20 protein-coding genes, 3 tRNA genes and 1 pseudogene are annotated in these 22986 nt (G+C 34.9%); 14 read left to right on the forward strand and 10 right to left on the reverse strand.

The features are described 5' to 3' along the window. The first annotated feature begins 352 nt into the window (after window positions 1-352). From EVJ48_07445 to EVJ48_07470, 6 genes are all read left to right on the forward strand, one after another. Window positions 353-428, forward strand: a tRNA-Pro gene (locus EVJ48_07445). Between the two features lie 308 nt (window positions 429-736). Next, window positions 737-976, forward strand: a complete 240-nt coding sequence (locus tag EVJ48_07450; protein RZV38171.1) for a hypothetical protein — start codon at window positions 737-739, stop codon at window positions 974-976. Next, window positions 948-1433 carry a hypothetical protein gene (locus EVJ48_07455; protein RZV38172.1) on the forward strand — a complete coding sequence of 162 codons (486 nt, stop codon included), beginning with the start codon at window positions 948-950 and terminating at the stop codon, window positions 1431-1433. Before EVJ48_07450 ends, EVJ48_07455 begins: the two co-directional genes overlap by 29 nt. Window positions 1434-1440: 7 nt before the next feature. Beyond that, entirely contained in the window at window positions 1441-1872 is a 432-nt protein-coding gene (locus tag EVJ48_07460) for a hypothetical protein (protein RZV38173.1), read from the forward strand. A gap of 123 nt (window positions 1873-1995) precedes the next feature. Further along, complete coding sequence (locus EVJ48_07465; GenBank protein ID RZV38174.1) at window positions 1996-2391, forward strand: hypothetical protein; 396 nt, start codon at window positions 1996-1998, stop codon at window positions 2389-2391. Then, complete coding sequence (locus EVJ48_07470; protein ID RZV38175.1) at window positions 2343-2702, forward strand: hypothetical protein; 360 nt, start codon at window positions 2343-2345, stop codon at window positions 2700-2702. Before EVJ48_07465 ends, EVJ48_07470 begins: the two co-directional genes overlap by 49 nt. Before the next feature lie 215 nt (window positions 2703-2917). Here the strand turns inward: EVJ48_07470 and EVJ48_07475 are convergent. The 4 genes and pseudogenes from EVJ48_07475 to EVJ48_07490 all read right to left on the reverse strand — a co-directional run bounded on the left by EVJ48_07475 (window position 2918) and on the right by EVJ48_07490 (window position 6340). Continuing rightward, a pseudogene (locus EVJ48_07475) lies at window positions 2918-3544 on the reverse strand (hypothetical protein). Beyond that, window positions 3531-3800: a hypothetical protein gene (locus EVJ48_07480; GenBank protein RZV38176.1), complete on the reverse strand. Its 270-nt coding sequence runs from the start codon at window positions 3798-3800 to the stop codon at window positions 3531-3533. The pseudogene EVJ48_07475 and the gene EVJ48_07480 overlap by 14 nt, the downstream one beginning before the upstream one ends. Window positions 3801-4094: 294 nt before the next feature. After that, on the reverse strand, window positions 4095-6020 hold the full coding sequence (phnD, locus tag EVJ48_07485; GenBank protein RZV38177.1) for a phosphate/phosphite/phosphonate ABC transporter substrate-binding protein: 1926 nt from the start codon (window positions 6018-6020) through the stop codon (window positions 4095-4097). Window positions 6021-6263: 243 nt separating this feature from the next. Then, window positions 6264-6340, reverse strand: a tRNA-Pro gene (locus EVJ48_07490). Window positions 6341-6689: 349 nt separating this feature from the next. On the opposite strand from EVJ48_07490, the gene EVJ48_07495 reads away from it, so the two are divergent. Next, window positions 6690-7976, forward strand: coding sequence for an arsenic transporter (locus EVJ48_07495; protein RZV38195.1), 1287 nt, complete (start codon window positions 6690-6692; stop codon window positions 7974-7976). Between the two features lie 64 nt (window positions 7977-8040). Next, window positions 8041-10767, forward strand: a complete 2727-nt coding sequence (locus EVJ48_07500) for a hypothetical protein (protein RZV38178.1) — start codon at window positions 8041-8043, stop codon at window positions 10765-10767. Window positions 10768-10928: 161 nt separating this feature from the next. Here the strand turns inward: EVJ48_07500 and EVJ48_07505 are convergent. Both EVJ48_07505 and pyk read right to left on the reverse strand, forming a co-directional pair. Continuing rightward, window positions 10929-11023, reverse strand: a tRNA-Ser gene (locus EVJ48_07505). A 239-nt stretch (window positions 11024-11262) separates the two neighbouring features. Then, a complete protein-coding gene (pyk, locus tag EVJ48_07510) occupies window positions 11263-12798 on the reverse strand; it encodes a pyruvate kinase (protein RZV38179.1) in 1536 nt (511 codons plus the stop codon). A gap of 162 nt (window positions 12799-12960) precedes the next feature. Between pyk and EVJ48_07515 the strand changes: the two genes are divergently transcribed. Then, window positions 12961-13872 (forward strand): hypothetical protein, encoded by a 912-nt coding sequence (locus EVJ48_07515; protein RZV38180.1) that lies wholly within the window; start codon window positions 12961-12963, stop codon window positions 13870-13872. A gap of 38 nt (window positions 13873-13910) precedes the next feature. Here the strand turns inward: EVJ48_07515 and EVJ48_07520 are convergent, their stop codons facing one another. Then, entirely contained in the window at window positions 13911-14711 is an 801-nt protein-coding gene (locus EVJ48_07520) for a hypothetical protein (GenBank protein ID RZV38181.1), read from the reverse strand. Between the two features lie 355 nt (window positions 14712-15066). On the opposite strand from EVJ48_07520, the gene EVJ48_07525 reads away from it, so the two are divergent. The 4 genes from EVJ48_07525 (at window position 15067) to EVJ48_07540 (ending at window position 18090) form a co-directional block, all read left to right on the forward strand. Continuing rightward, window positions 15067-15537, forward strand: coding sequence for a peroxiredoxin family protein (locus EVJ48_07525; protein RZV38182.1), 471 nt, complete (start codon window positions 15067-15069; stop codon window positions 15535-15537). Window positions 15538-15743: 206 nt separating this feature from the next. Continuing rightward, window positions 15744-16088 carry an ArsR family transcriptional regulator gene (locus EVJ48_07530; GenBank protein RZV38183.1) on the forward strand — a complete coding sequence of 115 codons (345 nt, stop codon included), beginning with the start codon at window positions 15744-15746 and terminating at the stop codon, window positions 16086-16088. Window positions 16089-16150: 62 nt separating this feature from the next. Continuing rightward, window positions 16151-17554 carry a TolC family protein gene (locus EVJ48_07535; protein RZV38184.1) on the forward strand — a complete coding sequence of 468 codons (1404 nt, stop codon included), beginning with the start codon at window positions 16151-16153 and terminating at the stop codon, window positions 17552-17554. Between the two features lie 308 nt (window positions 17555-17862). Further along, window positions 17863-18090 carry a zinc ribbon domain-containing protein gene (locus tag EVJ48_07540; GenBank protein RZV38185.1) on the forward strand — a complete coding sequence of 76 codons (228 nt, stop codon included), beginning with the start codon at window positions 17863-17865 and terminating at the stop codon, window positions 18088-18090. Between the two features lie 361 nt (window positions 18091-18451). Here the strand turns inward: EVJ48_07540 and EVJ48_07545 are convergent, their stop codons facing one another. Together EVJ48_07545 and EVJ48_07550 are read right to left on the reverse strand one after the other, a co-directional pair. Further along, window positions 18452-20260 (reverse strand): proline--tRNA ligase, encoded by a 1809-nt coding sequence (locus EVJ48_07545; protein ID RZV38186.1) that lies wholly within the window; start codon window positions 20258-20260, stop codon window positions 18452-18454. A 95-nt stretch (window positions 20261-20355) separates the two neighbouring features. Further along, the gene (locus EVJ48_07550) at window positions 20356-21453 is read right to left on the reverse strand and encodes a flavodoxin-dependent (E)-4-hydroxy-3-methylbut-2-enyl-diphosphate synthase (GenBank protein RZV38187.1); all 1098 of its coding nucleotides are present in this window, start codon (window positions 21451-21453) and stop codon (window positions 20356-20358) included. Window positions 21454-21589: 136 nt separating this feature from the next. Here EVJ48_07550 and EVJ48_07555 point away from each other — a divergent pair, with 136 nt between their 5' ends. Next, window positions 21590-22537: a mechanosensitive ion channel gene (locus tag EVJ48_07555; protein ID RZV38188.1), complete on the forward strand. Its 948-nt coding sequence runs from the start codon at window positions 21590-21592 to the stop codon at window positions 22535-22537. A gap of 20 nt (window positions 22538-22557) precedes the next feature. On the opposite strand, the gene EVJ48_07560 is transcribed toward EVJ48_07555, so the two are convergent. After that, the gene (locus tag EVJ48_07560; GenBank protein ID RZV38189.1) at window positions 22558-22971 is read right to left on the reverse strand and encodes a c-type cytochrome; all 414 of its coding nucleotides are present in this window, start codon (window positions 22969-22971) and stop codon (window positions 22558-22560) included. Window positions 22972-22986: the final 15 nt, after the last annotated feature.

A 22986-nucleotide genomic window follows, 5' to 3' on the forward strand; every position in this document is an offset into this window, starting at 1 on the left:
GAAGGGGCATAAATTCGCGTTAAGCGCTTTTATAGGTCTTGCGATGGCGGCTCTTTTAAGGAAGATATTAATCTTTTCTCTGGCTTCGGGAAAATCCAAGGAAGTCGCAATATTAGGTTTCCTCGTATTGGTGCTTGGAATAGTTTACTGGCTTATGAATAAAAGCATGAAGTCGTAAAGTCGCAGGAACAAAACATAAAAACTAAAAAAACTATAATACATGGTTGTTATATCTGCGTTATAAGTAATTCTCAAGACAAATAATATACGACTGACAACAGGGAGAAAAAATTATATTGCCTGCGCTTCTTATTAATGATACAATAAATTACGTAATTAATTTTTCTAAAAACGGGATGTGGCGCAGTTGGTAGCGCACCTGCTTTGGGAGCAGGGGGTCGCACGTTCGAATCGTGTCATCCCGACCACTTAAAAACACTGAAATAAAGCCTTTCATCGTAATTCACTCCATTTGACAAAAATGCAAAAAATAGGTAAAATCATGCAAAATTATGAAAATTTTTCCTACAAAAATCCCTATACTTTTTTATGAGAATTTATAAGCGCGGAAATATCTATTGGACTGAATTTATAGTAGATAATAAGCGTTATCAGATGTCCACCAAGACTAAGGATAAGAAGTTCGCATAAGAAATAGCCGCCGCTTTGCAGTCCGACGTGGTCCGGATATTGGGGAGTAGTTCACTCGGATATTTAAATATGCTATAATAGTGTTATGAAAATAGTAGGAAAAAGAATTGTGGAAAAAGAGATTTCTTTTGAACCCAGAGGGGATTATTTAAAAGAAATTGCAACATGGAACGATACAATAAAAGAAATAAGATTTTTCCCAAAAGGCATTTATCGTTATAAGACCCATGAAGAGGCAGACGAACATTATTTAAATTGCTTTGCAAATAAAATTGCTAAAAATGAGTTAAAAAATTATGGAAGAAGCGAGAAAAGCAACGATTGACGATTTAAAAACAGTTATCAAAGCTCTAAATGAAGCTGGCGCCGAATATTTATTAATCGGAGGATACGCTCTGCATATGCACGGCATAGCAAGAACAACTTCGGATATAGATATCGTCGTTCCGGCAACCGAAGAATCTGGAGAGCGAGTCAGGCGGGCGCTTATGGTTTTACCTGATAAATCGGCAAAAGATATTCCAGTAGAGTGGTTTAAAGATGGAGAAACAATTAGGTTGGCCGATGAAATAGTAGTGGATATTATGTTCACGGCTTGCGCAGAAACTTACGAGAGCCTGTCTAAATATGCGGTAAAAGCGGACTTAGATGGAATAGCCGTTAATACGGTGAATTTAGAAGGACTTTTACTTACTAAAAGGTCGCCGAGAGGTAAGGATATAACTGACCGACAAATTTTAGAAACCGCTCTTAAAATATTGCGCGAACAAAAGAAAGGGTAATAGAGTTATGGAAAAAGAAAACGTTAAATATATAACAGGATTAGGTGCTTTAAATATTACGGGTGCTGATTGGCATATTTTAGACAATATAAGAACCGGTAATTGGCCGATGAGCGGAGTTGATTATTCTGATACGACAGAATTATTTGGCACGGCGGGACTAATCCCTTCCGGCACTTTCTCTAAATCTTTAGGAAATAATATGGGAAATATTAACTGCGCTTCTCCAGCCAGGGCGATAGCAGACATGGTTTACCATAATATATTTACCCTTAAACGTTATCCAGACCATGTTATTTTCAATGATTATTTATTAGAAGATGAAGATATAACTGAATTTATGAAATATTTTAATATCATGCTTAGCTTTGCGCAGTCGCAAGAAAAAAAGCAAGAAAAAAGTATGCTTCTTAGGTGGCAAAATGAATTTATCAGATAAAGAAATAATTCATTATCTATTTTTACTCAATGTGAAACTATAGAAGAACTTAAGGAAAATATTAAGGACGCCTTGGAATGCCATTTAGGATATTTCGTAAGTTAAATATGCTATAATAGAGTTATGGAAAAGGTAAATTTTATTTTTTTGAATGATTTTATAGAGCATACGCCAAAGACGTTTAGCGATGTTATTGCGTCGGAGCGTCTGCATAAATATCTTTTTGGAGAATTCATCCTTAATAAAACGGCTGTTAAAAAAGCGGCCTCCGCAGTTAATAATCCTTTTATAAAGGAATCTCTCGAGAAAGCCGCCGTATTCTACTATGCTTTTAAATATGTATTTTACAATGATAAATATTACGGCGGAACCCCTAACAAAGAACTTGAAAAGTTAGTAGAGAACGGCATTATCAAATTAAAAACTCCTGGAACCATAAAATTAAAAGAATTTAAGGAGAACAGGACAGTATGGATGAAAGTACTCCACAAGATACCATTGAAAGAGTTAAGAAAATAGTAAATTTTTTATCCAAAAATACAGATAAAAATATAGAAATTATCGTAGTAGGCGGAACGGCTATGTCTTTTTATGGAGATTACAGAACTACGATGGATATAGATGCGGAAATAATAAATTGTCCCGAAAATTTATATAAAAGTTTATTAGAACATTTAAAAGAAAATAAAATTCAATTCAATATAGACGAAGATTTTGATAGTTGGGGTATGGTTGCCATGCCTTTAGGTTATAGAGAACGGGCAATCCCTGTTTACATTGTTTATAAGTCCTCTGAAGACTTTTCCAAGAACTGGCTCCATTTCTCTTAAATATTGAAATTTTTCGTTAAATGCCAGATCTAAAAATTCTTGCTTAAATTTTTCTAATGGTTCGTTTTTCATAATTACTACCTCTCCCAGCCTCCCCTGCCCTTGCCGAACTTGTTCTACAAGTCTTTGGAAAAGGTGTCGGGTTCGGGAGACATATTAATATCCTGTCTGTTTACCGAAAGCATTATGTTGGTAGATAGAGTTTTACAGAAGTTTTTTACGTCATTCCAATCCTGCCATTTTTTACTGAGATTTTTATATTTAGTTAAATCGGTTTCATTTAAGTCGTAAGGTAAAGGATTTGAGAGTTGAACGAGCAGTTGCCCTATGGCAGATGCATTATTTTCCTGCGGATATATTTTATCGAAATCTTTTAAAGCTTCTTGAGTTCTTTTAAATTCTAAATGATCTGATAAGGCAACGAAATCTATATAATCGCGCGTAGCATTTCTACTTATAATTAAAAATGCTTTAATTCTTAATATTTCAGACTCTGTAGGAACCGTTAATTTTTGCCCATTATACTCGATAGTTTTAGTTTCGAGCGGCGCAGTTCTTTTTAGTTGTCTAATGCCGGTTTCTATACCTTTAAAATTGCCGAGTATCAGTACCGGCGGCTTTATTCTGTTAGTTTTCCAGCCTGAAACCGATTCTAACGTCATTAATATTTCGTCAAATTTGTCTTTTAAATTATTAACTACGAAATCGGTATCGTTTGACGTCCTATGCTCGGCGTATATGGCCGAAGCCGTTCCGCCTACGATGACGGCATCCGGTAAAATTTCATTAACTCTTGCTATATTGGAAACAACGTCTTCCCATTCATTTTTATCGTTTGACATTCAAATCGCCTTCTTTTAAAGACAACGCTAAATTATGCCATAAATGATATTTCTGTTCCGTAGGGTCGGAAATATAGCGTACGGTTATTTTTAAAACATCGTCTAAAATCTCGCGGTGATTAAGACAATAATCCCTGAATTTAAGCCATGAATCCATATCTCCTCTCGATATTATATCGTCAATAGCTTCAAGAGGAAGTCCTTTTTCTATGTTTACGTTTATATGGCGATGATTCATTATATCGTATGTTTTCATAACTCTATTATAGCATATTTGACTTACGAAATACTCGCATAGAAATTATCGTAGTAGGCGGAACGGCTATGTCTTTTTATGGAGATTACAGAACTACGATGGATATAGATGCGGAAATAATAAATTGTCCCGAAAATTTATATAAAAGTTTATTAGAACATTTAAAAGAAAATAAAATTCAATTTATCGTTAATTTTTTTTAACTCGTCTAAAATCTGCAGAAATATTTCAGATTCGCTTATTTCGCTGCCGTCCATATTAATATCGAATCTCCTTTTATTTTTTATAGTTAATTTATAATCCAAGGGTTTTTGCTATATTTTCAAAATCGCTTTCTTTCGCTTCTATAAAAGACGTATAGCCTTTATCTATGGATTTAAGCACGTTTAAATCGGCAATATTCATCAAAATATTTTTTATTTTAATTTCGATTTCTTTATCTATGTCCGCGTTAATGCATATAGGAAATTGGGGTATGGGGTCGGAAGATGCAATGACTTTTACCGTATTTATGTTTTCCTCCGCGGCGGAATCCATTACGCATCCGGCATCGAATTCTCCTTCCGCGACAGCCTTTATGACTACGTCGTGTCCGCCGAGATAATCGTAAGAAGCAAGGTCTTCCAATTTTATGCCTGCCGATTTAATCATCGCTTTCGGCACCAAAGTAGAACCGGTTGACATTTTTGCGCCGAATGCGACCTTTTTGCCTTTTAAATCGTTTATAGTATTTATCGGAGAATTTTTTGCCGTTATTATTACGCTCTTATATGTGGGCGAACCGTTTTTTACCGCAAAAACTAAAGGTTTAACTCCGTATTTTTTGCCGGCGCTTAAATATGTAGAAGGGGTCATATAGCCTAACATTGCAACGCCCTTGCCTATATCTTCAACCGAATCTTCATAACTTGAAGCTACAAACGAACCAAGTTTTATCCCTAAAGAATCGCTTAAATATTTTGTCAGAGGTTGAAATTTCGCTTTCATTATAGATGCCGCTTCTAAAGGAGCTATGCCGAATAAATATAATCTGATGTTATTAAACTCTTTTTGAAGTTCATATGCCGAATTGGAAAGCGACGTACTTATTTCGGTTGATTTTTTTGCCGTTTTTACAGTTTCTCCGGAAACTTTCTGTACGACGAGTAAATTTTTCTCTACGTCTTCGACCGCTATTTGGAGCTGTTCCGCCGATGAAGATATAATATCTATATTACTTTTCTCTTCCTTTACCGCATTCATTATATTTCTAAATATTTCTTCTGCCGTTTTAGTTTTTTCGGATATAGCCTTTACTTCTTCGACGGAGTTTTTTATAGCTTCCGCAGTCCTTGAAGTTTCTTCCATAAGTCCTTCTATTATCTGCCTTGTATCGGAAGTCGACTTGCTTGTTCTTTCGGCAAGTTTTTTAACTTCGTCGGCAACTACCGCAAAACCTCTTCCTTGCTCTCCGGCTCTTGCCGCTTCAATCGCCGCGTTTAAAGACAACAGGTTTGTCTGGTCGGCTATATCGCTTATAAGCGAAATAACGTCGCCTATTTCTTTAGACCTGTCGTCTAAAGTCTGCATGGTAGTTTTAAGATTTTCTATCGAATCTGAAACTTTTTTGATATCGGATATTATTGCTTCTATCATTAAGTTTCCTTCTCCTGCTTTTTTAAAAGAATCGCTGGAAGAATTTTGAGCAAACTTTGCGCCTTTGGTCATTTCTTTATGAGACATGATAATTTCGTCTATTGCGCTTGAAATAGAAGAAATTTGACCGACTAGGGATTCGTTTTCTTTGTAAATTTTTTCCATTTCGGCGCTTTCTATTCTTGCGTCAACGACGACGTTATTTGTAGAATCTACAGATTTTATAAAAATATTATAAAGATTTTTAAAAAGTTCGTTTACCTTGACGTCTAAACCGAAAAAATTAATTTGCGGCAAGTTTTTACGCAAATCTTTATCTTTATAAAGAAAATCGTCTATGAAATTATTGATTATTTCGGCTTTTTTCTTAACAGACCTATTAATTAGAAAAATGGAAAAATAAAATGCGGCAGAAAAAATTACAGCAGAAAAAATTAATAATTTGTTATGGATTATTAACGAAAATATTATAAAAAATATTGCAACTACTGCGAATAATATTGAAGTTATAACGGTAATGTTATTAAAACGGTTTGGTTCAGTACGATCGGTATTTTTTTTGCCGGACTTAAATAAACTGCTCATAAATTTACCCTCCTCCTCCTAACATCGCGCTTTTTGATTTTACTATGCTGATATAAAATAAAATAATTATGGCGTATTTTTATTTTTCTTCATATTTAATATATAAAACAATATTTATATTAAATTTTACAACATATATTTAAAATAATAAAGGTATTTTATTGTATGTTTATTAAAAATTAATTTTTATTTTGACTGACAGATAGGAAATTACTTTGGAATGTTTATTTGCTGGGTTTTTAATGGTCGGGACGACAGGATTTGAACCTGCGACCCCCTGCACCCCATGCAGGTGCGCTACCGAGCTGCGCCACGTCCCGAAAAACGATATTGCTTAATTAGTAGAATGGTTTATTCTATTTATTGTAATATTAATTATACCCTCTTTATTTTAAAAAAGTCAATAAAACTTTGCCGGAATTTTGCCTGAGCATTACAGTTAAGACATGCAGGCTCTAATCATTATTTTTTAATAAAAATTTAACCGGTCGTTTTTTTATTTATTTTTATTCTTAAATTCATAAAATTGTATTATAATTTATAGATATAAAATAAGCATAATATTGCAAAAATATTGTATAATTATTATGGTTGTTCATGTGTTTTTTTATGGTTTAACTAAAATAACAAATAAGAGGCTCCCTGTTTATGCACTTTTACGGTTATTTAATAGTAACGTCTGTTATAATATTTTTATTCACGCTTTTTCTGATAATAAAAAAACCTTACAATATCGGCATAGGCTGGAGTGCCGTTATTGGAGCCCTGCTGGCGCTTATTTTTAACGTAATAGTTTTAAAAGACGTAATAAAAGTATTCGATATAGTATGGGACGCTACTTTTACTTTTGTCGCTATAATTATAATTTCGATAATTTTAGACGAAATAGGATTTTTTGAATGGGCGGCGCTTCATATAGCAAAGCTTGCCGGCGGCAGCGGCAGAAAAATGTTTGTTTACGTTATTCTGCTTGGGGCTTTAGTGTCGGCTCTTTTCGCAAACGACGGAGCGGCGCTGATTATAACTCCTATAATTTACGAAAAGATGAAAGCTCTTAAATTCGAAAGAAAGAATATACTGCCGTTTATTATGGCGGGAGGATTTATTGCGGATGCGGCGAGTATTCCTTTTAAGATTTCAAATTTGGTCAATATCGTTTCGGCGGACTATTTTAATTTAGGTTTTTTTACATACTTTATAGACATGTATCTGCCCGATATATTTTCGATTGTAATATCGGTAATTGTTTTGTTTTTATATTTCAGAAAAGATATTCCTAAAAGTTACGACGTCAATCTGCTGAAAAACCCAAGAGAAGCTATTAAAGACCGTTCGATGTTTAAATTTTCATTTTTGATTTTAGCGCTGCTTCTGGGCGGATATTTTTTAAGCGAATTTTTAAATCTGCCGGTTTCTGCTTTCGCGATAACTTTTGCTCTTTTGTTCGTTATACTTGGATTTAAAAGCCCTGCCGTTAATTTAAAAACCGTATTCAAAAACGCTCCGTGGAATATAGTAGTATTTTCTCTCGGAATGTATTTAGTGGTTTTTGGTCTTAAAAACGCAGGGCTTACTTTTCTTTTGGGTAAATCTATCGCGTATATAGCAGGCTTCGACGGATTCGCCATTACGCTTTATACCGGATATCTCGCGGCCTTTATATCGTCTATTATGAACAATATGCCGACGGTCATGATAAATTCTCTTGCGATTCATTCGGCAAATTTAAAGTCCGTAATGCTTAAACCTTCGGTATATGCTAACGTAATAGGATGCGATCTAGGTCCAAAGTTGACGCCTATAGGTTCGTTGGCGACGCTTTTGTGGCTTAACGTATTGGAAAGAAAAGGAATTAAAATTACGTGGGGCTATTATATGAAGGTAGGTTTTATTATTACTCTGCCGGTGCTTTTTGTAACTCTGCTTGGGCTGTATATTAGATTATTTTTGTTCTAATTTTTTAATACATTAATACCGCCCTTTTAAAGCTATTTCAAATTCAACAGTTTATATTGCGCTTATGGCTGATTCGGTTACGACAGATAAAACACATATTGATTCCGGCAACTTGGAAAACGGCAAAAACAATTCCGGCGCTATTTCCGGTAACCCTAAAAATAACGCCGACACAGCCGTTATAAACGGCATAATAAAAAAAATTATATTTCAAAACCCGGAAAACGGTTTTACTATATTAAATATTTTTTCGTCCGGAAGATTTATAACAGCTTCAGGAAATATATTCGATAAACCTATAACGGATTCAAAAATCAAGCTTAAAGGCGAATTTATCCATCATAAAAAATACGGATACCAGTTTAGCTTCAGCGAATACGAAATATCGCTCTCAAACAGCAAAACGGCCGTAATAGATTATCTTTCTTCAAATATATTTAAAGGCATAGGCAAGGTTTTGGCAAATCAAATTTATGAAAAATTTAAGGAAAAAACATTAGAAATAATAGACAACGATCCTGAAAGATTAAGGGAGGTAGGAGGAATTGGCAGAGTAAAACTTTCAATTATCATAGAAGGCTTGAAAGAAAGTTACGGATTAAGAAAAGCTATAATGTTTTTTAAGCCCTATCAGTTCAGCGATTATCAAATTAAGTCTATTTATAATCAGTTTCAGGAAAAATCTATTGCCGTAGCAAAAGAAAATCCTTATTTATTTACAGAAATAAAAGGCATAGGTTTTAAAAAAGCCGATATTATGGCAGAAAAATTAGGCATTAAAAAAGACGACCCCAACAGAATAAAAGAAGCTGTAAAATATGTTATAGGACAATTATGCGAACAGTCGGGAAACTGTTTCGTTTATTATAAAGATATTAAAAAAGGGATAAACGAGATAATAATAGAAAACGACGGCATTAATTCGGATAAACCCGATAATTTTAACGGCGCCGATAATAATAATAGGGATGCGGATAAACGGGATATATCTCTTAGCGGCGAGATTCTCGAGTCTTATATTAACGATTTGGTTAAAGAAAAAAAATTAATTATCGACTTATCGCCCGAAGACGATAATAATAAAAAAAATAATAGCCATGTTAATAGCGGCAATGATTACAATTTCCATTATGACCAAATAAACCAATATGACCAATATGATTATAATATTAATAAAGCAAAAATATATCTGCCGGTTTATTATTACAGCGAAATAGGCGCGGCTAAAGAACTTAAAAGAATATCAGGCTCCTCGTCTGAGGTAAAATTTAACAAAGAAACAACATATAAACTTTCCGAAAAAGATTCCGTCTCTTTGACAGACGAACAAAAAAACGCAGTGCAGAATGCATTAAATTATAAAATTTCCGTAATATCCGGCGGACCGGGTACCGGGAAATCTACGGTTATAAAAACGATAGCGGGTTTGTACGGAGATAAAAAAATTGCTTTAACTTCATTGTCCGGAAAAGCGGCGCAAAGGCTTTCGGATATCATAGAATCCGGTAATTTAAACAGGGAAAATATAACTATTTCCACAATACACAGACTTCTTAAAGCTCAATTCGACAGAAATACGAACGAGTCCGTATTTTTATACAACGAAACCAATAAACTTCCCCACGATTTAATAGTAATAGACGAAATGAGCATGGTCGATATAATGATTTTTTATAAACTTTTAAAAGCCGTGAAAGACGATGCCGTCCTTGTTTTGGTCGGAGACGTTAACCAGATACCTTCCGTCAGCCCGGGCGACGTATTAAGGGATATAATTAAAACCGAAAAATTTTTTCCCGCAACGTTTTTAAACAAAGTTTTCAGGCAGAATGAAGGCGGCTTGATAAACTTGAATGCGCACAATCTGTTGAATAACAAAAAATTTATAACCGGAAAACGAGAGGACGGGAAAAAAGAATTTATAATAAAGTACAGAAAAGAATACGATACCGCTCAATCCGGCAAAGACGAACTATTAAAAGACTTTGAAGAATTTATAAAAAAAATAGCATACAAAAGGCTGCCGGCAAAGAATAAAATAAAATCTTTCGATTTCGACGACATTCAGGTTTTAACCCCTATGAGAAAAGGAATATTAGGATACAACAATTTAAATAAGATAATTCAGGAAACGTTTAATCCTAGTCCGTTAGAGACATCGGAAGCGAAAGCAGTGTCGGTATTTCCGCCCGATTCAAATTCGTCCGCCGGAAACGAAAATATAAAAGAGCGCAATCCGAACGGCGGTATAAATGACGACCTTAACCAACTTAACCAAAGCAATTCTTTCATATATAACGGAATTCAATTTAAATTATACGATAAGGTCATACAAAAAAAGAACAATTACGATCTTGAAGTGTTTAACGGGGACACCGGCTATATTATAAATATAGACCATGAAGAAAAAACCGTTTCGGTCGATTTTTCCAATTATTTTGCGGGAAAAACTGGAATTAAAAATGAAATTTTAGATGATATAAATTATGATAGCGATAAAAACAGAATAGTAAAATATGATTTTTTAGACGTTTACGAAAATATAATGCCGGCATATGCCCTGTCTATCCACAAAGCGCAAGGAAGCGAATTCAATAACGTCATAGTGCTGTTTCATCAGTCGCACTTTATGATGCTGAAAAAAAATCTATTATATACCGCAATTACCAGAGGGAAGAAAAACGTAGTTATCTTCGGAACGTATAAAGCTTTCGGCATAGCGATGAATTCCAAAGAAGAAATAAGGAATTCGGGTTTGAAAGAAAGAATAATGGAAGTATTCAACGCGTAGCTTTGGAAAAATCGTTGTTAAATGGCGGAGAGAGAGGGATGAACTTTTCTTTGAAAAGTTTAAATACCTACAAACCCTCTTGCGCGCTTCGCGCTCCGAGGGTTCGAATCCTGTTAACTGTATAGAATTAATTAAACGTCTTTGGAAAAATCGTTGTTAAATGGCGGAGAGAGAGGGATTCGAACCCTCGGTACATCTTTTAGGACATACATTCGCTTAGCAGGCGAACGCCTTCGACCTACTCGGCCATCTCTCCTTTAAAATAAAACTAAACTTTAATCGGATGATTATTAATTTATTAATAATATAACATTATAAAAATTTTTATTCAAGCGGTAACTATACTATAGCCTTAATCCTGAATTAGAAAAAGGTGTCAGACACCTTTTTCTCACATTTTTCTAAGTATTATGACATATTCGGAATATTTTTTATTGTTCTTTTGAAAGACTAAAGTATTATTACAATAACCGTCTTTATCCTGCAATATAATTCTCAATCCGCGCACAACTTGACTATTTTAACAAAATCCGTAGAACCAGGCTCGCCTATTGGAACGCCTCCGGTGATTACGGCATAATCTGGGCATTTATGCCCCGACTTCTTAATTTCATTTTTAATTAAATCTATTACGTCCTGCAAGTCTATATTTTTATCGGTTATATTTTTCATAGTTATGCAGGAAACTCCGTAGTTTAACGACAGCCTTCTTTTTGCGGAATCATCCGGCACTACCGCCACAATGGGAACCGGAGGTTTAAATGAGGATATTAAATTGGCGGTGTAACCCGACCTGGTTATTGCCGCTATAATGCAATTATCTAATAACCCCGATGCCGTCGATGCCGTTTCTGCTATTATATCGGAAATATCGTCGGCGTTTTTTTTAATTTTAACCTTATCGTCACACTCTATACTGCGGCGTTCTAAATATCCGATGCCTATGCCGCCGTCATGCCTCAAGTAGGACGCACGCGATTTATAACCGCTATAACCGCCTCCGGAAAACATCCTGCTTTTTTCGGTAGCCTTTATAATCTTAGACATATAAGCAACCGTTTCGTCGGGATATTTTCCTATAGCCGTTTCTTCGGAAAGCATTACGGCATCCGTTCCGTCAAAAATAGCGTTGGAAATATCGGTAACCTCGGCTCTCGTAGGCGTCTCGTTTTCAACCATGGACAAAAGCATCTGCGTTGCCGTTATAACCGGTTTTTTATAGAGATTGGCGACGTATATAATCCTCTTTTGTTCTATAGGTATATTTTCTATGGGTGCTTCTACTCCAAGGTCTCCCCTTGCAACCATTAAAGCATCTGCGGCGGCTGCTATTTTATCGATATTTTTAACGGCTTCCATTTTTTCTATTTTGGCTACTATTAAAAATTTTTTTGACGGATATTCGTCTTTGAGCAATTTCTTTACCGACGTTATATCTTCGGAACTTCTTACGAAAGATATTGCAAACATATCTGCGCCGTATTCGGCTCCGAATTTTAAAAATTTTTTATCGTTTTCCGTAACGGACGGAATGCTGAGTTTTGAATCGGGAAAATTTATTCCCTTTTCAGCTTTTAAAACGCCTTTTGTCAGAATTTCGGCTTCAAGTTCGTTAAGATTTAACTTTTTTACTATTTTCAGCTTTATTTTGCCGTCGTCTATATACACCAAATTTTTAGGTTTTATATCGTCGCAGAGATAAGGATAATCTATATAAATTTTTCGTTCGTCGGAAACCGTATATTTATTCGTTAAAATTATAGCATTTCCTTTTTGCAGATTAATTGAATCTTTATTTAATTTTCCGGTTCTTATTTTCGGCCCCGGCAAATCGATTAAAATTGCGGTATTTTCGGATACCGACCTTATTTTTTTAATCGCCTCGGCAAAATAATTTTCGTCTCCATGGGAAAAATTCAGCCTTATTACGTCCGCTCCGTTTTTTATAAGCTTTTCTATCATCTTTTTTCCGTCGCTGGCAGGACCTAACGTAGCCACGATTTTAACTTTTTTACCGTATATATTTATCATTTTAATTTTTTATTTTATCTATTTTTTTAACTACTTTTTAATTTAACGTTTTATTAATTTAGCATTGCTCGTAATGATTATACCAGATAAAATAACATCCCGCAAATTACTATACCAAGTCGTATCTTTACAAAAATAACATAAAAATATAAAATATTGACTATGATAAATCTTTATAATCCGCAAAATTTTACGTCCTTATTCTCTATCTTGCTTACCGCTTTTCTTCTTGGAATAATACACGGATTTACCCCGGACGAGCATACATGGCCTATTACTTTCAGTTATTCTATAGGCAGTTACAGCACTAAAGGCGGATTTAAAACCGGACTTCTTTTTTCGCTTGCCTTCACGTTGCAGAGGGCAGTCGCATCCGAACTTGCATTTTTCGCTCTCGGAAAATTTTTAACAAAACCGGATGTGATTCCTGTCGTATATATATTCGTAGGAATAGTTATGTCGTTTGCCGGCGCTTACGTAATAGGACTCGGCGAAAATTTCGAGCTATTCGAAAAATTGGAAAAAATATTTATCAAGTTTTTGAAGATTAAAACGTTAAAAGATGAACATTCCAAAAACCCCGACGGAAAATCAAAGCCCATACCAATATATATGGTTCTTTTGCATGGATTTATCGCCGGATGGGGAACGGGAGCATTTGCGATAATAATTTATACCGTCCTCGCTCCAAAAATGCCTAACGAATATACGGGTTTTCTGCCTGGACTTCTGTTCGGCCTCGGAACTATGGCGACGCAGATAATAATAGGCATGTTTGCGGGAAGATTTATGGAAAAACTTAAAATCCCTAAGAAAGGCATTCAGTACATCGCGAGAAGAACGTCCGGCATGACTCTTTTTTGGGGCGGATTTGCATTCGTTCTTGCGGCGGTAATGGAATTAACTTTCCCGAAACTTATACAGTGGGGATTTATAACTCAGATAAAAGTTCACAACCTTCACAATCTCGGAGTAGGATTCTTTCTGGTTATTTTTATAATTTTATTTATATTAACGATATCTTTTGTTAAATCGTTAATATACGTAAAAAATAACGGCTCTCAATTTATTTAATTAATCTTTTATACATTAAATCTTTTTTATTTATTTTTTTATTTTTCAAAAATATCTTTATTATAAATCGCAAAATATTTCTTAACTCTTTTATAATATCCGTAGTAAAAATCGGAAAACAGACGGTTGGTGCTTTCATTTGCGTTAAGTTTAAATTTGACTTTTCCGTTTTCGGTTTTCGTAAAACTTAATGTCCGATAAGCTAAAGTAGGACCGACGTTGTAAGCAAAAAGGGCAAGCTTTAAATTTTTAAACTCATATAACAAACTCAATAAATATCTTGCTCCTATTTTAATATTCAAAGAAGGATTATACAGGTAATTTACGGGAAGATATTCTATATATTTAGTATTATAATTATACTTTTTGGATTTTATTCCGTATTTCTTAATTAAATACAGTCCGGTTAAGGGCTTAATCTGCATAAGACCGACGGCGCCTACGTCTGAATAGGAAAAATTGTTAAAAGAACTTTCCACTCTGATAACTGCCAGAATAAGAGCGGGATTTATTTTATATTTTTCTCCCAAGTTAAAAATAAGGTTCGACACCTTCTTTTCTTCGGATACCGGCAGTCCGGAATTAAAAGATTTAATAATCTTAAAAACTCTTATTTTTTCGTAATCGATGTGTATTTTTTGTTTAAGAATTTTCACGTCCTGCCGTTCTTTCACGTAGCCGTAGTATATAGGCATAACATAAAAATAAGATAAAAAAGCCGCCGAAATTAGCACCGAAAGAAGTAAAAAATACGGCAGATAATATTTAAATTTAATTTCAGCGATTAAATTTCTTAATCCGTTTTTTAATTTCAATAATATTTTTATAATTTTTTTCAAAATTCACTCCAAAATCAATAAAATTTATATAAAAAATATATATTTTATGCATAAATAAATAGCTTTAAACTATTTTATTATAAAAATATACCATAAACGAAATATAAAAGTCAAATTTAGCTATTTTTTTCTCTTTTTTAACTCTAAAACCGCCGTTTTTCTTAAAATAATCCGTAAAAAATAATTTTCTTTTATGTTAACGTAAAAAAGATTTTCTTGCCATTTATTTTAAAAAATGATAATTTATAAATATCGGCCTTTTTATTTTATAAATTTATGAACTCTTGTCACATTTAATTATGTTTTAGGATTTAAAATCAATTTTAACGTTTAATTTAATTAAGGAGAAAAAAAAATGGCTGATCAGACAAAAATGGCTATCATTTCTATTCACGGAACGCTGGATATGGCATACCCTCCGCTTATCCTGGCATCTACCGCGGCGACGCTGGATATCGAAACTGCAATATTTTTTACTTTTTACGGATTGCAGATACTCAAAAAAGATGCAGGAGATTCTTTGAAAGTCGCTCCGCTTGGAAATCCTGCCATGCCTATGCCGGTTCCAAATATTATAGGCGCTCTCCCGGGCATGACGGCAATGGCTACTTCTATGATGAAATCCATGATTAAGAAAGATGGCGTAGCATCGGTTCCCGAACTCATATCGTTATGCCAAGAAACAGGAGTAAGGCTTATTGCATGCCAGATGACGATGGATCTTTTCGGCTTTAAAAAGGAAGATATGATAGACGGGTTAGAATATGCAGGCGCCGCTACTTTCATGGAATATGCCGCTAACTCGCAAATCCATCTTGCTTTTTAATTTTTAAACCGCAGAAAGCGCAAATAAAAAGCCTAAAATCAAACAGTCAAATTCCACGGCTCCCGAAATTATGCGGGAGCCTCTATTTGTCAATTTTTATTGACATCATCGCTTAAATTAATTATAATATAAAAAGGATATTATATATGTGTATATATAAATATTCCTATATAATTAATTTTTAATGGTATCAGCACAAAACTACTATGAATGAAATTAATATCGGAGAAGAATATAAAACCGAAGCCGAACTTTTAAAAACGCTCGGACACCCTATAAGGCTTAAAATAATTGAGGTGCTTGTAAGCAATAAATCCTGCGTTAAAAATATTTGGGAATCTTTGGGAATTTCTCAGGCGACGGTTTCTCAGCACCTTATATCCCTTAAAAATAAAGGCATAGTAAGCTGCAAAAGGGACGGCGTCATGATGTGCTACGAACTTAACGACAAAAGAATCGAAAAAATATTTAAAGACCTTAAAGAATTCGGAAATCACGACAAAAACATTCCAAAAAAAGAAAAATCTATATTATTAAATTTACCTAAATAAAATAAAAAAATAAAATTAATATATAAATACTTAATCCGATAAATATATGATTATGTATATATATGAATATGAATAAAATATATAAAAGCAAAAAAATTATTTTTACCGCTTTTTTGTCGGTTGCACTGCTTATACAGTTAATGCCGTCAAAATTTTCAAAAAAAGCGTTTGCCTTTAAAGCGGCTATAAAACCGGACATATCTATAAAACAGGCGTTTATATACGCGTTAAAATACAATAAAATGCTAAGATTGGAAAAAATTAAACTTAACGGCGCAGGATATGAGAAAAATGAAGCTATGAGCGGTTTTTTTCCAAAAATTAATTTCGACGAAATTTATATGAATACAAACAACCCTTTATATGCTTTCGGAAACGTTTTGAATCAGAGAATATTAACAGACCGTAACGTTCAATCATATTTCAGCCCTAGTTTTTTAAATAATCCTGGAATGATACATAATTATGAATCGGAGTTTTCTATAGAACAGCCCATATTTATGGGCGGAGAAATATACTTTGGATATAAAAGGGCTCAGCTTCATATGCAGTCTGTAAAAAAAGGTTTAAGCGAAGCAAAACAGGAAGTTTTATACGGCGTAGCAAAGGCATATTATTCCGTTATACTTGCTAAAAAATACGTCAACCTGATGAAAAGCATGCTGAAAACGGCGGAAAATTATAAAACGCTTTCCGAAAATTTATTTAAAGCAGGCCAGGTAGTATCTTCCGACGTATTAAGGGCAAAAGTAGAAGCCGCAAAAATGAAGGAAAAACTCGCATCAGCCGAAAAAAATTACAGGCTGGCAAAATATTTTTTAAATATAACGATTGGACTTCCTATAAGTTCTAACTATGTAATTACAAGCAAGCTAAAAAACAGGCCGTTAAGAAAAACCATCAGTATTTCATCTATGCAAAAAACTGCATTTAGAGAAAGACCGGATTATAAAGCCCTCCTTCTTAACAAAAAAAATATGGCGCTCGGCGTCAAATCGGCTTACGGAAAATTTTTACCGAAATTAGTCGCGGGATACGACTATTTCAGCAACGGACCGGCTATACATCCGGACGATTCATACAGTTATGCTTTTACCGTTATGCTGCATTTCAATATTTTTTCTGGGCTTTACGACTATAATAATCTGCAGAAATCTAAAAGTTCATACAACGAAATGCTTGAATATCGAGGGCTTTTAAGGGATAAAATTAAAATGCAGGTTAGAAAAGCATATCTGCAGTATAAAACAGACTTGATCAACACCGGCGTCGCCAAGCTTGCCGCATTAAATGCCAAGCAAACGCTTAAAATTACGACTAACAGATACAAAGCAGGAATGACGACTTTAATTAATTTGGACAGGACGCTCGACGAATTAAAAGCTGCTAAATTAAATTATCTAAACACTTTGTACAAACTTAATACAGATAAATATTATATAAAGCTCGTTACCGGAACGCTGTAACTACAAATATTCAATATAATTATAATACTTTAATTCTGCAATAGAACAACAAAAAACTCTTGAATATGTTATAATGATTAGAAAAATGCGCAAGAAACAAGAAAAAGGTGTCATATTTTATTTTACGCATACGAAAAGATACAATTAACGATAAAAGATATTGCGTAAAATTAATCTGACACCTTTTTCTTCAGGATTAAGGAAAAAGAAATACTCGCAATAACGTCATAAATATGGTATAATACTTATAAAGTAAATTATAATGGGACTGCGAATTAAAAAGTTATAAAAGGAGGTAAACAGTTATTATGCCGATATATGAATATGAATGCAAAAAATGCGGAAAAATATTTGAAGTCTATCAAAGACTAAGCGACAAAGCCGAGGACATAAAATGTCCGATATGCGGAGCGGAAAAACCTGTCAAAAGAGTCAGCTCATTCAGCAGTTGCGGAAGCGGATACGGTTCAGCAGGCTACGGATCATCATCCGGCGGTTCGTGCGGAGGCGGCGGATACAGCAGCGGTTTCGGCTGAGCATAAAAACGGGCGGTTCGTCCGATTTAAATTTTATAAAATAAGTGACGAAAAAGTAAAAAGCAGTATAAATTTAAGCCTAAAAAGACAAAAGTTTATGTCTTTTTAGGCTTTTTTATTCTAAGACTATTTTAAAAAAGGCAAACCAATAACGGAACGGCAAACGCAGTCGGGAGTAAGAGAATAAATAGAAAAAGGTGTCAGATTTTGTTTTACGCATACGAAAAGGAACAATTAACGATTAAAGATGTTGCGTAAAATTAATCTGACACCTTTTTCGACGACACGATTATTACCGATTATTATCTCGCTAAATCAGCAAACGCAGTCGGGAGTATGAGAATAAATAAATCTGACCCCTTTAAAAAATAAGCTGCTTGACTCTTGAGTATAAAGCATCGAGACTGTCGAAGGTTTCTTTTGAGGAGTCTTTCTTTATTTCGAGTTCGTATTTGTTTTCCTTGACGGTTCTGTTTCCTATGACTATCTTGAAAGGAATTCCGATAAGGTCGATATCTTTAAGTTTAATGCCGGCGGACAGTTTTCTGTCGTCGTAAAGTACGTCTGCCCCCATAGAGGTTAAATCTCCGTAAATTTTTTCGGAAATTTCCGTAATCTTTTCGTCGTTAACGTTAAGATTGACGACTGCTAAAGCAAAAGGACTTACGGAAACTGGAAGATTGATACCGTTTTCATCGGCAAATACCTCAATGAGTGTCTGTAAAGTTCTGCCGACGCCGATACCGTAACAGCCCATGACGAAATATTTAGACTCGCCTTTTTCGTCAAGAAATTTTGCGCTTAAAACTTTTGAATATTTTTCTCCGAGTTTAAATATATGACCAAGTTCAATGGCATTTTTTATGCCTAATATTCCCTGACATTTCACGCACTTATCGCCTGCCTGCACGCTTCTTATGTCCGCAACTATATCAAAATTAAAATCGCGTCCGGGTTTAACGTTTGCCATATGCCAGTCTTTTTCATTGGCGCCGGTAATCCAGTATTCCGAATTATTAATCTCCTCGTCTATTACTATAAGTATATTGCCGCCGTCACCTGCATTAATATCCGCCGCATCGTCATTGCCGGTATTGCCGTTAGCATTGACGCCTGTATGGCCGTTTTGCTTTTTTAAACCGAAAGGTCCGGCAAAACCGCAAGGCGCTCCCGTTATTTTTTCAACGTCCTGCTCTTTTGCAAGAAACAGATTTTTAATTTTTACAGCTTTTTTTAGTTTGCGTTCGTTTATGTCCCTGTCGCCCCTTACCAACGCCGCAATAAAACCTATTTCAGATTCATATATTATCGTCTTGGCAAAACAGGTTTTGTCCACTTTAAGGTATTCCGCCACCTCTTCAACCGATTTTTTATCCGGAGTAGAAAGTTTGGTCATTCTCGGCTGTCTGCAAGATTCAAGCGGGCCGTTATAATCGGAAACCGATTCCGCTTCGTCGATTGAAGCCGCATAGCCGCAATTATTGCATATTACTATTTTGTCTTCCCCGTATTCGGAAAAAACCATAAGCTCTTCGGAATAATTTCCTCCGATTTCACCTGCCTCGGCTTTAATAAATTTAAAATCGAACCCTAATCTTTTGAATATATTTTCATACGCATGCTTCATTTTTTTATAGCTTTCGTCTAATCCCTTTTCGTCGGCATCGAAACTGTAAGCATCCTTCATAATAAACTCTTTTGCGCGCATAAGACCGAATCTCGGACGCATCTCGTCCCTGAATTTAAGATGAATCTGATAAAGAGTTAAGGGAAGTTCCTTGTACGACTTCACGTTTTTTTTAACCAAATCCGTAATTACCTCTTCATAAGTAGGAGCTAAGCAAAAATCTCTGTCCTGCCTGTCTTTAAAACGCAGAAGTTCTTTGCCGTAATCTTCATCCCTTCCCGATTCTTTCCATATTTCCAGCGGCTGAACGAAAGGCATGGAGAGTTCTACGGCGCCGGCATCATTCATCTCCCGTCTTATTATATCTTCTAATTTGCGCAGGCTCTTTAAACCGAGAGGCAGGTATGTATATATTCCGCCGGACAACTGCCTTACGTAACCTGCCCTTAGCAGCAGTTTGTGGCTTTTAAGAACGGCTTCTTTAGGGTCTTCTTTTAAAGAAGGAATAAAAAAATGTGAATATCGCACTATAGACTCCTTTATATTTTATATTTATATTTAATTGTATATAAAATTATTTTATTTAATGAATAATTAACGTTTTCTTTACAATTTTATAGTTTATTTTATTTAGTTTCTTAATTTTTTAAATCATCGTCGTCGTTATAATCTATTTTTTCGCCGGTTATGTTTTCTATCCGGCTTATTAACGCTTTTAATATCTCTTTATTATCAAATTTTCCTATAACCTTTCCTTTAGAAAACAAAACGGATTTTTCTCTACCTCCGGCAATTCCGACGTCGGCATGCTTTGATTCGCCGGGTCCGTTTACTACGCACCCCATTATAGCTACCTTTATATCAGACTTTATCTTAGCGGAAATCTTCTCGAATTTTTTAGCTATGTTTACTATGTCTATTTCCGTTCTGGCGCACGTCGGACAGGACATAAGCTGAACCCCGCCACGCCTTAAACCTAAATCCCTAAGTATATTATATCCGGCGATAACTTCCATAACAGGGTCGTCGCTTAGCGACACTCTTATAGTATCTCCTAACCCTTCATAGAGCAGTATTCCGAGTCCTACCCCAGATTTTATCGCTCCGGAAAATACCGTTCCCGCTTCTGTTATGCCTATATGAAAAGGATAATCTATCTTTTCGGCTAAAAGTTTATAACCCCTTACCGTAGTTAAAACATCAGTCGATTTTAAAGAAATTTTTATATCGTAAAACGATTCGTCTTCTAATATTTTAATATGCTTTAACCCGCTTTCAACCATTGCAGCGGCAAAATCCCCTTTATTTTTATCCAGAATTCCTTTTTCTAAAGACCCAGAATTAACGCCTATTCTTATCGGCACGTTTTTATCTTTGCAGGCGCTTACGACCTCTTTAACTTTTTGCTTGCCGCCTATATTTCCAGGATTTATTCTTAAACCTGCAGCGCCGGCTTCCAGCGATGCAAGCGCAAGCCTGTGGTCGAAATGAATATCGGCGATTATCGGAATGCTTACGTTTTTTATAATTTCCTTAAGCGATTCTGAGGCTAAAGCCGTATTTACCGACACCCTTGCTATTTCGCAGTTATAACTTTCTAAATTTTTTATCTGTTTTACGGTGGCGGCGGAATCCTCCGTGAGCGTATTAGTCATCGACTGCACGCTGACAGGCGCTTCGGAACCGACTGCAACGCCGCCTATTTTTATCGTCCGAGTCGGTCTTCTTTTTATCATTTATAATTTTTCCATGAATTTACGCGTTATTTTACAGTTTTATTTTACAGTTTTTTAATTTTGATTTATATATTATAATATATCGGATAGAAAAAAATAACTATAATTTATAATAAACAGGATTAATATTCATATTATGTTTGAATTTTTAAGAGACAAAGTTTATACGATAGACGGCGATAAAGTAAGACTTTTGTCTATAATTCTATCCCTCATAATAATACTGGCGTCTTATTTAATATCGTTTTTATTTGCCTATATCATCAAAAAAGAGTTCAGAAAAAACAGGACTATAAACAAATCGTTCGTAAAAACCGTAATCAGGTTTATTAAGTATATAATTTTAATTATCGGCTTTTTTATAGCATTTCAGGTTTTAGGCATAAACTTAAGCTCGCTGGCTTTTCTTGCCGGCGTCATAGGTCTCGGCATAGGTTTCGGAATGCAGAATATAATAAGCAACTTCATTTCCGGCATAATTATTTTGTTCGAAAAGCCTATAAAAGAAGGCGAGTACGTCGATGTTGCCGGATACGACGGTATAGTAAGCGACATAAGGGCAAGGAGCACGACTATTACGACTAGGGATAATATATCGATAATCGTCCCTAATTCTAATTTTATAACCTCCAACGTTATAAACTGGTCGCACAAAGACCCAAAAATAAGACTGCATATACCATTGGGAATAGAAGAAACCGCATCGAAATTAGACCTTGCAAAAAAAGTTTTGCTTGAGATAGCCGATGAAAATCCTGAAGTTTTGAGAGAACCTAAACCTTCCGTATGGTTCGTAGGTTTCGGTTCGTCTTCATTTGACCTTGATCTTATAGTATGGATACAATCTCCTATAAGAAGACATTATGTTATAAGCGACATAAATTTTGAAATAGCGAAAAAATTTGCAAAATACGATATAGATTTAACGTATCCATGGACTAACCTGGTATTTAAAAACGGTCTGCAGATCCAAAACGGAGACGCAGGCATGGTTTACGGCAATAACGACGCCGGCACTAATAACAGCATAATTCAGCCGTCGAAAAATTTGAGAAACGAGAAAAATAAAAACGAAGTCAAGTAGTCCGTAACAAACGTTATATTTTATTTCTTTAACGATTCCAGATAAGAAGCCAATTCGTTTACTTCATACTGAGGTATATAGCTGTAAGACGGCATAATAACGTAATACGTTTTGCCTTGAATACTTATTTTATCGCCTCTTTTAAAGTGGGAATTAGGATGTTTAATCTGCCGTACCGTCCAGTTAAAATCAGGTACCATATTACCGTAATTAGAAAGCGAGGGTCCGAGGCTTCCGCCGACGCCGTCGACGGAATGGCAATCGTCGCAGTTATAATAATGGAAAAGATATTTCCCTTGTGAATTATTATATGAGTATGCTTTAGGCATAAAGAAAATCGGGCTTAAAAAAAATAGATACGCAAAAGCTATAAATATATAAGAAATGTAAGGAAATAATATTGATTTATTTTTTTTCATAGTTTTCATATTCATATCGGGTATCTCCTA

Source organism: Candidatus Acidulodesulfobacterium acidiphilum, from assembly GCA_008534395.1.
GTDB classification, from domain to species: domain Bacteria; phylum SZUA-79; class SZUA-79; order Acidulodesulfobacterales; family Acidulodesulfobacteraceae; genus Acidulodesulfobacterium_A; species Acidulodesulfobacterium_A acidiphilum.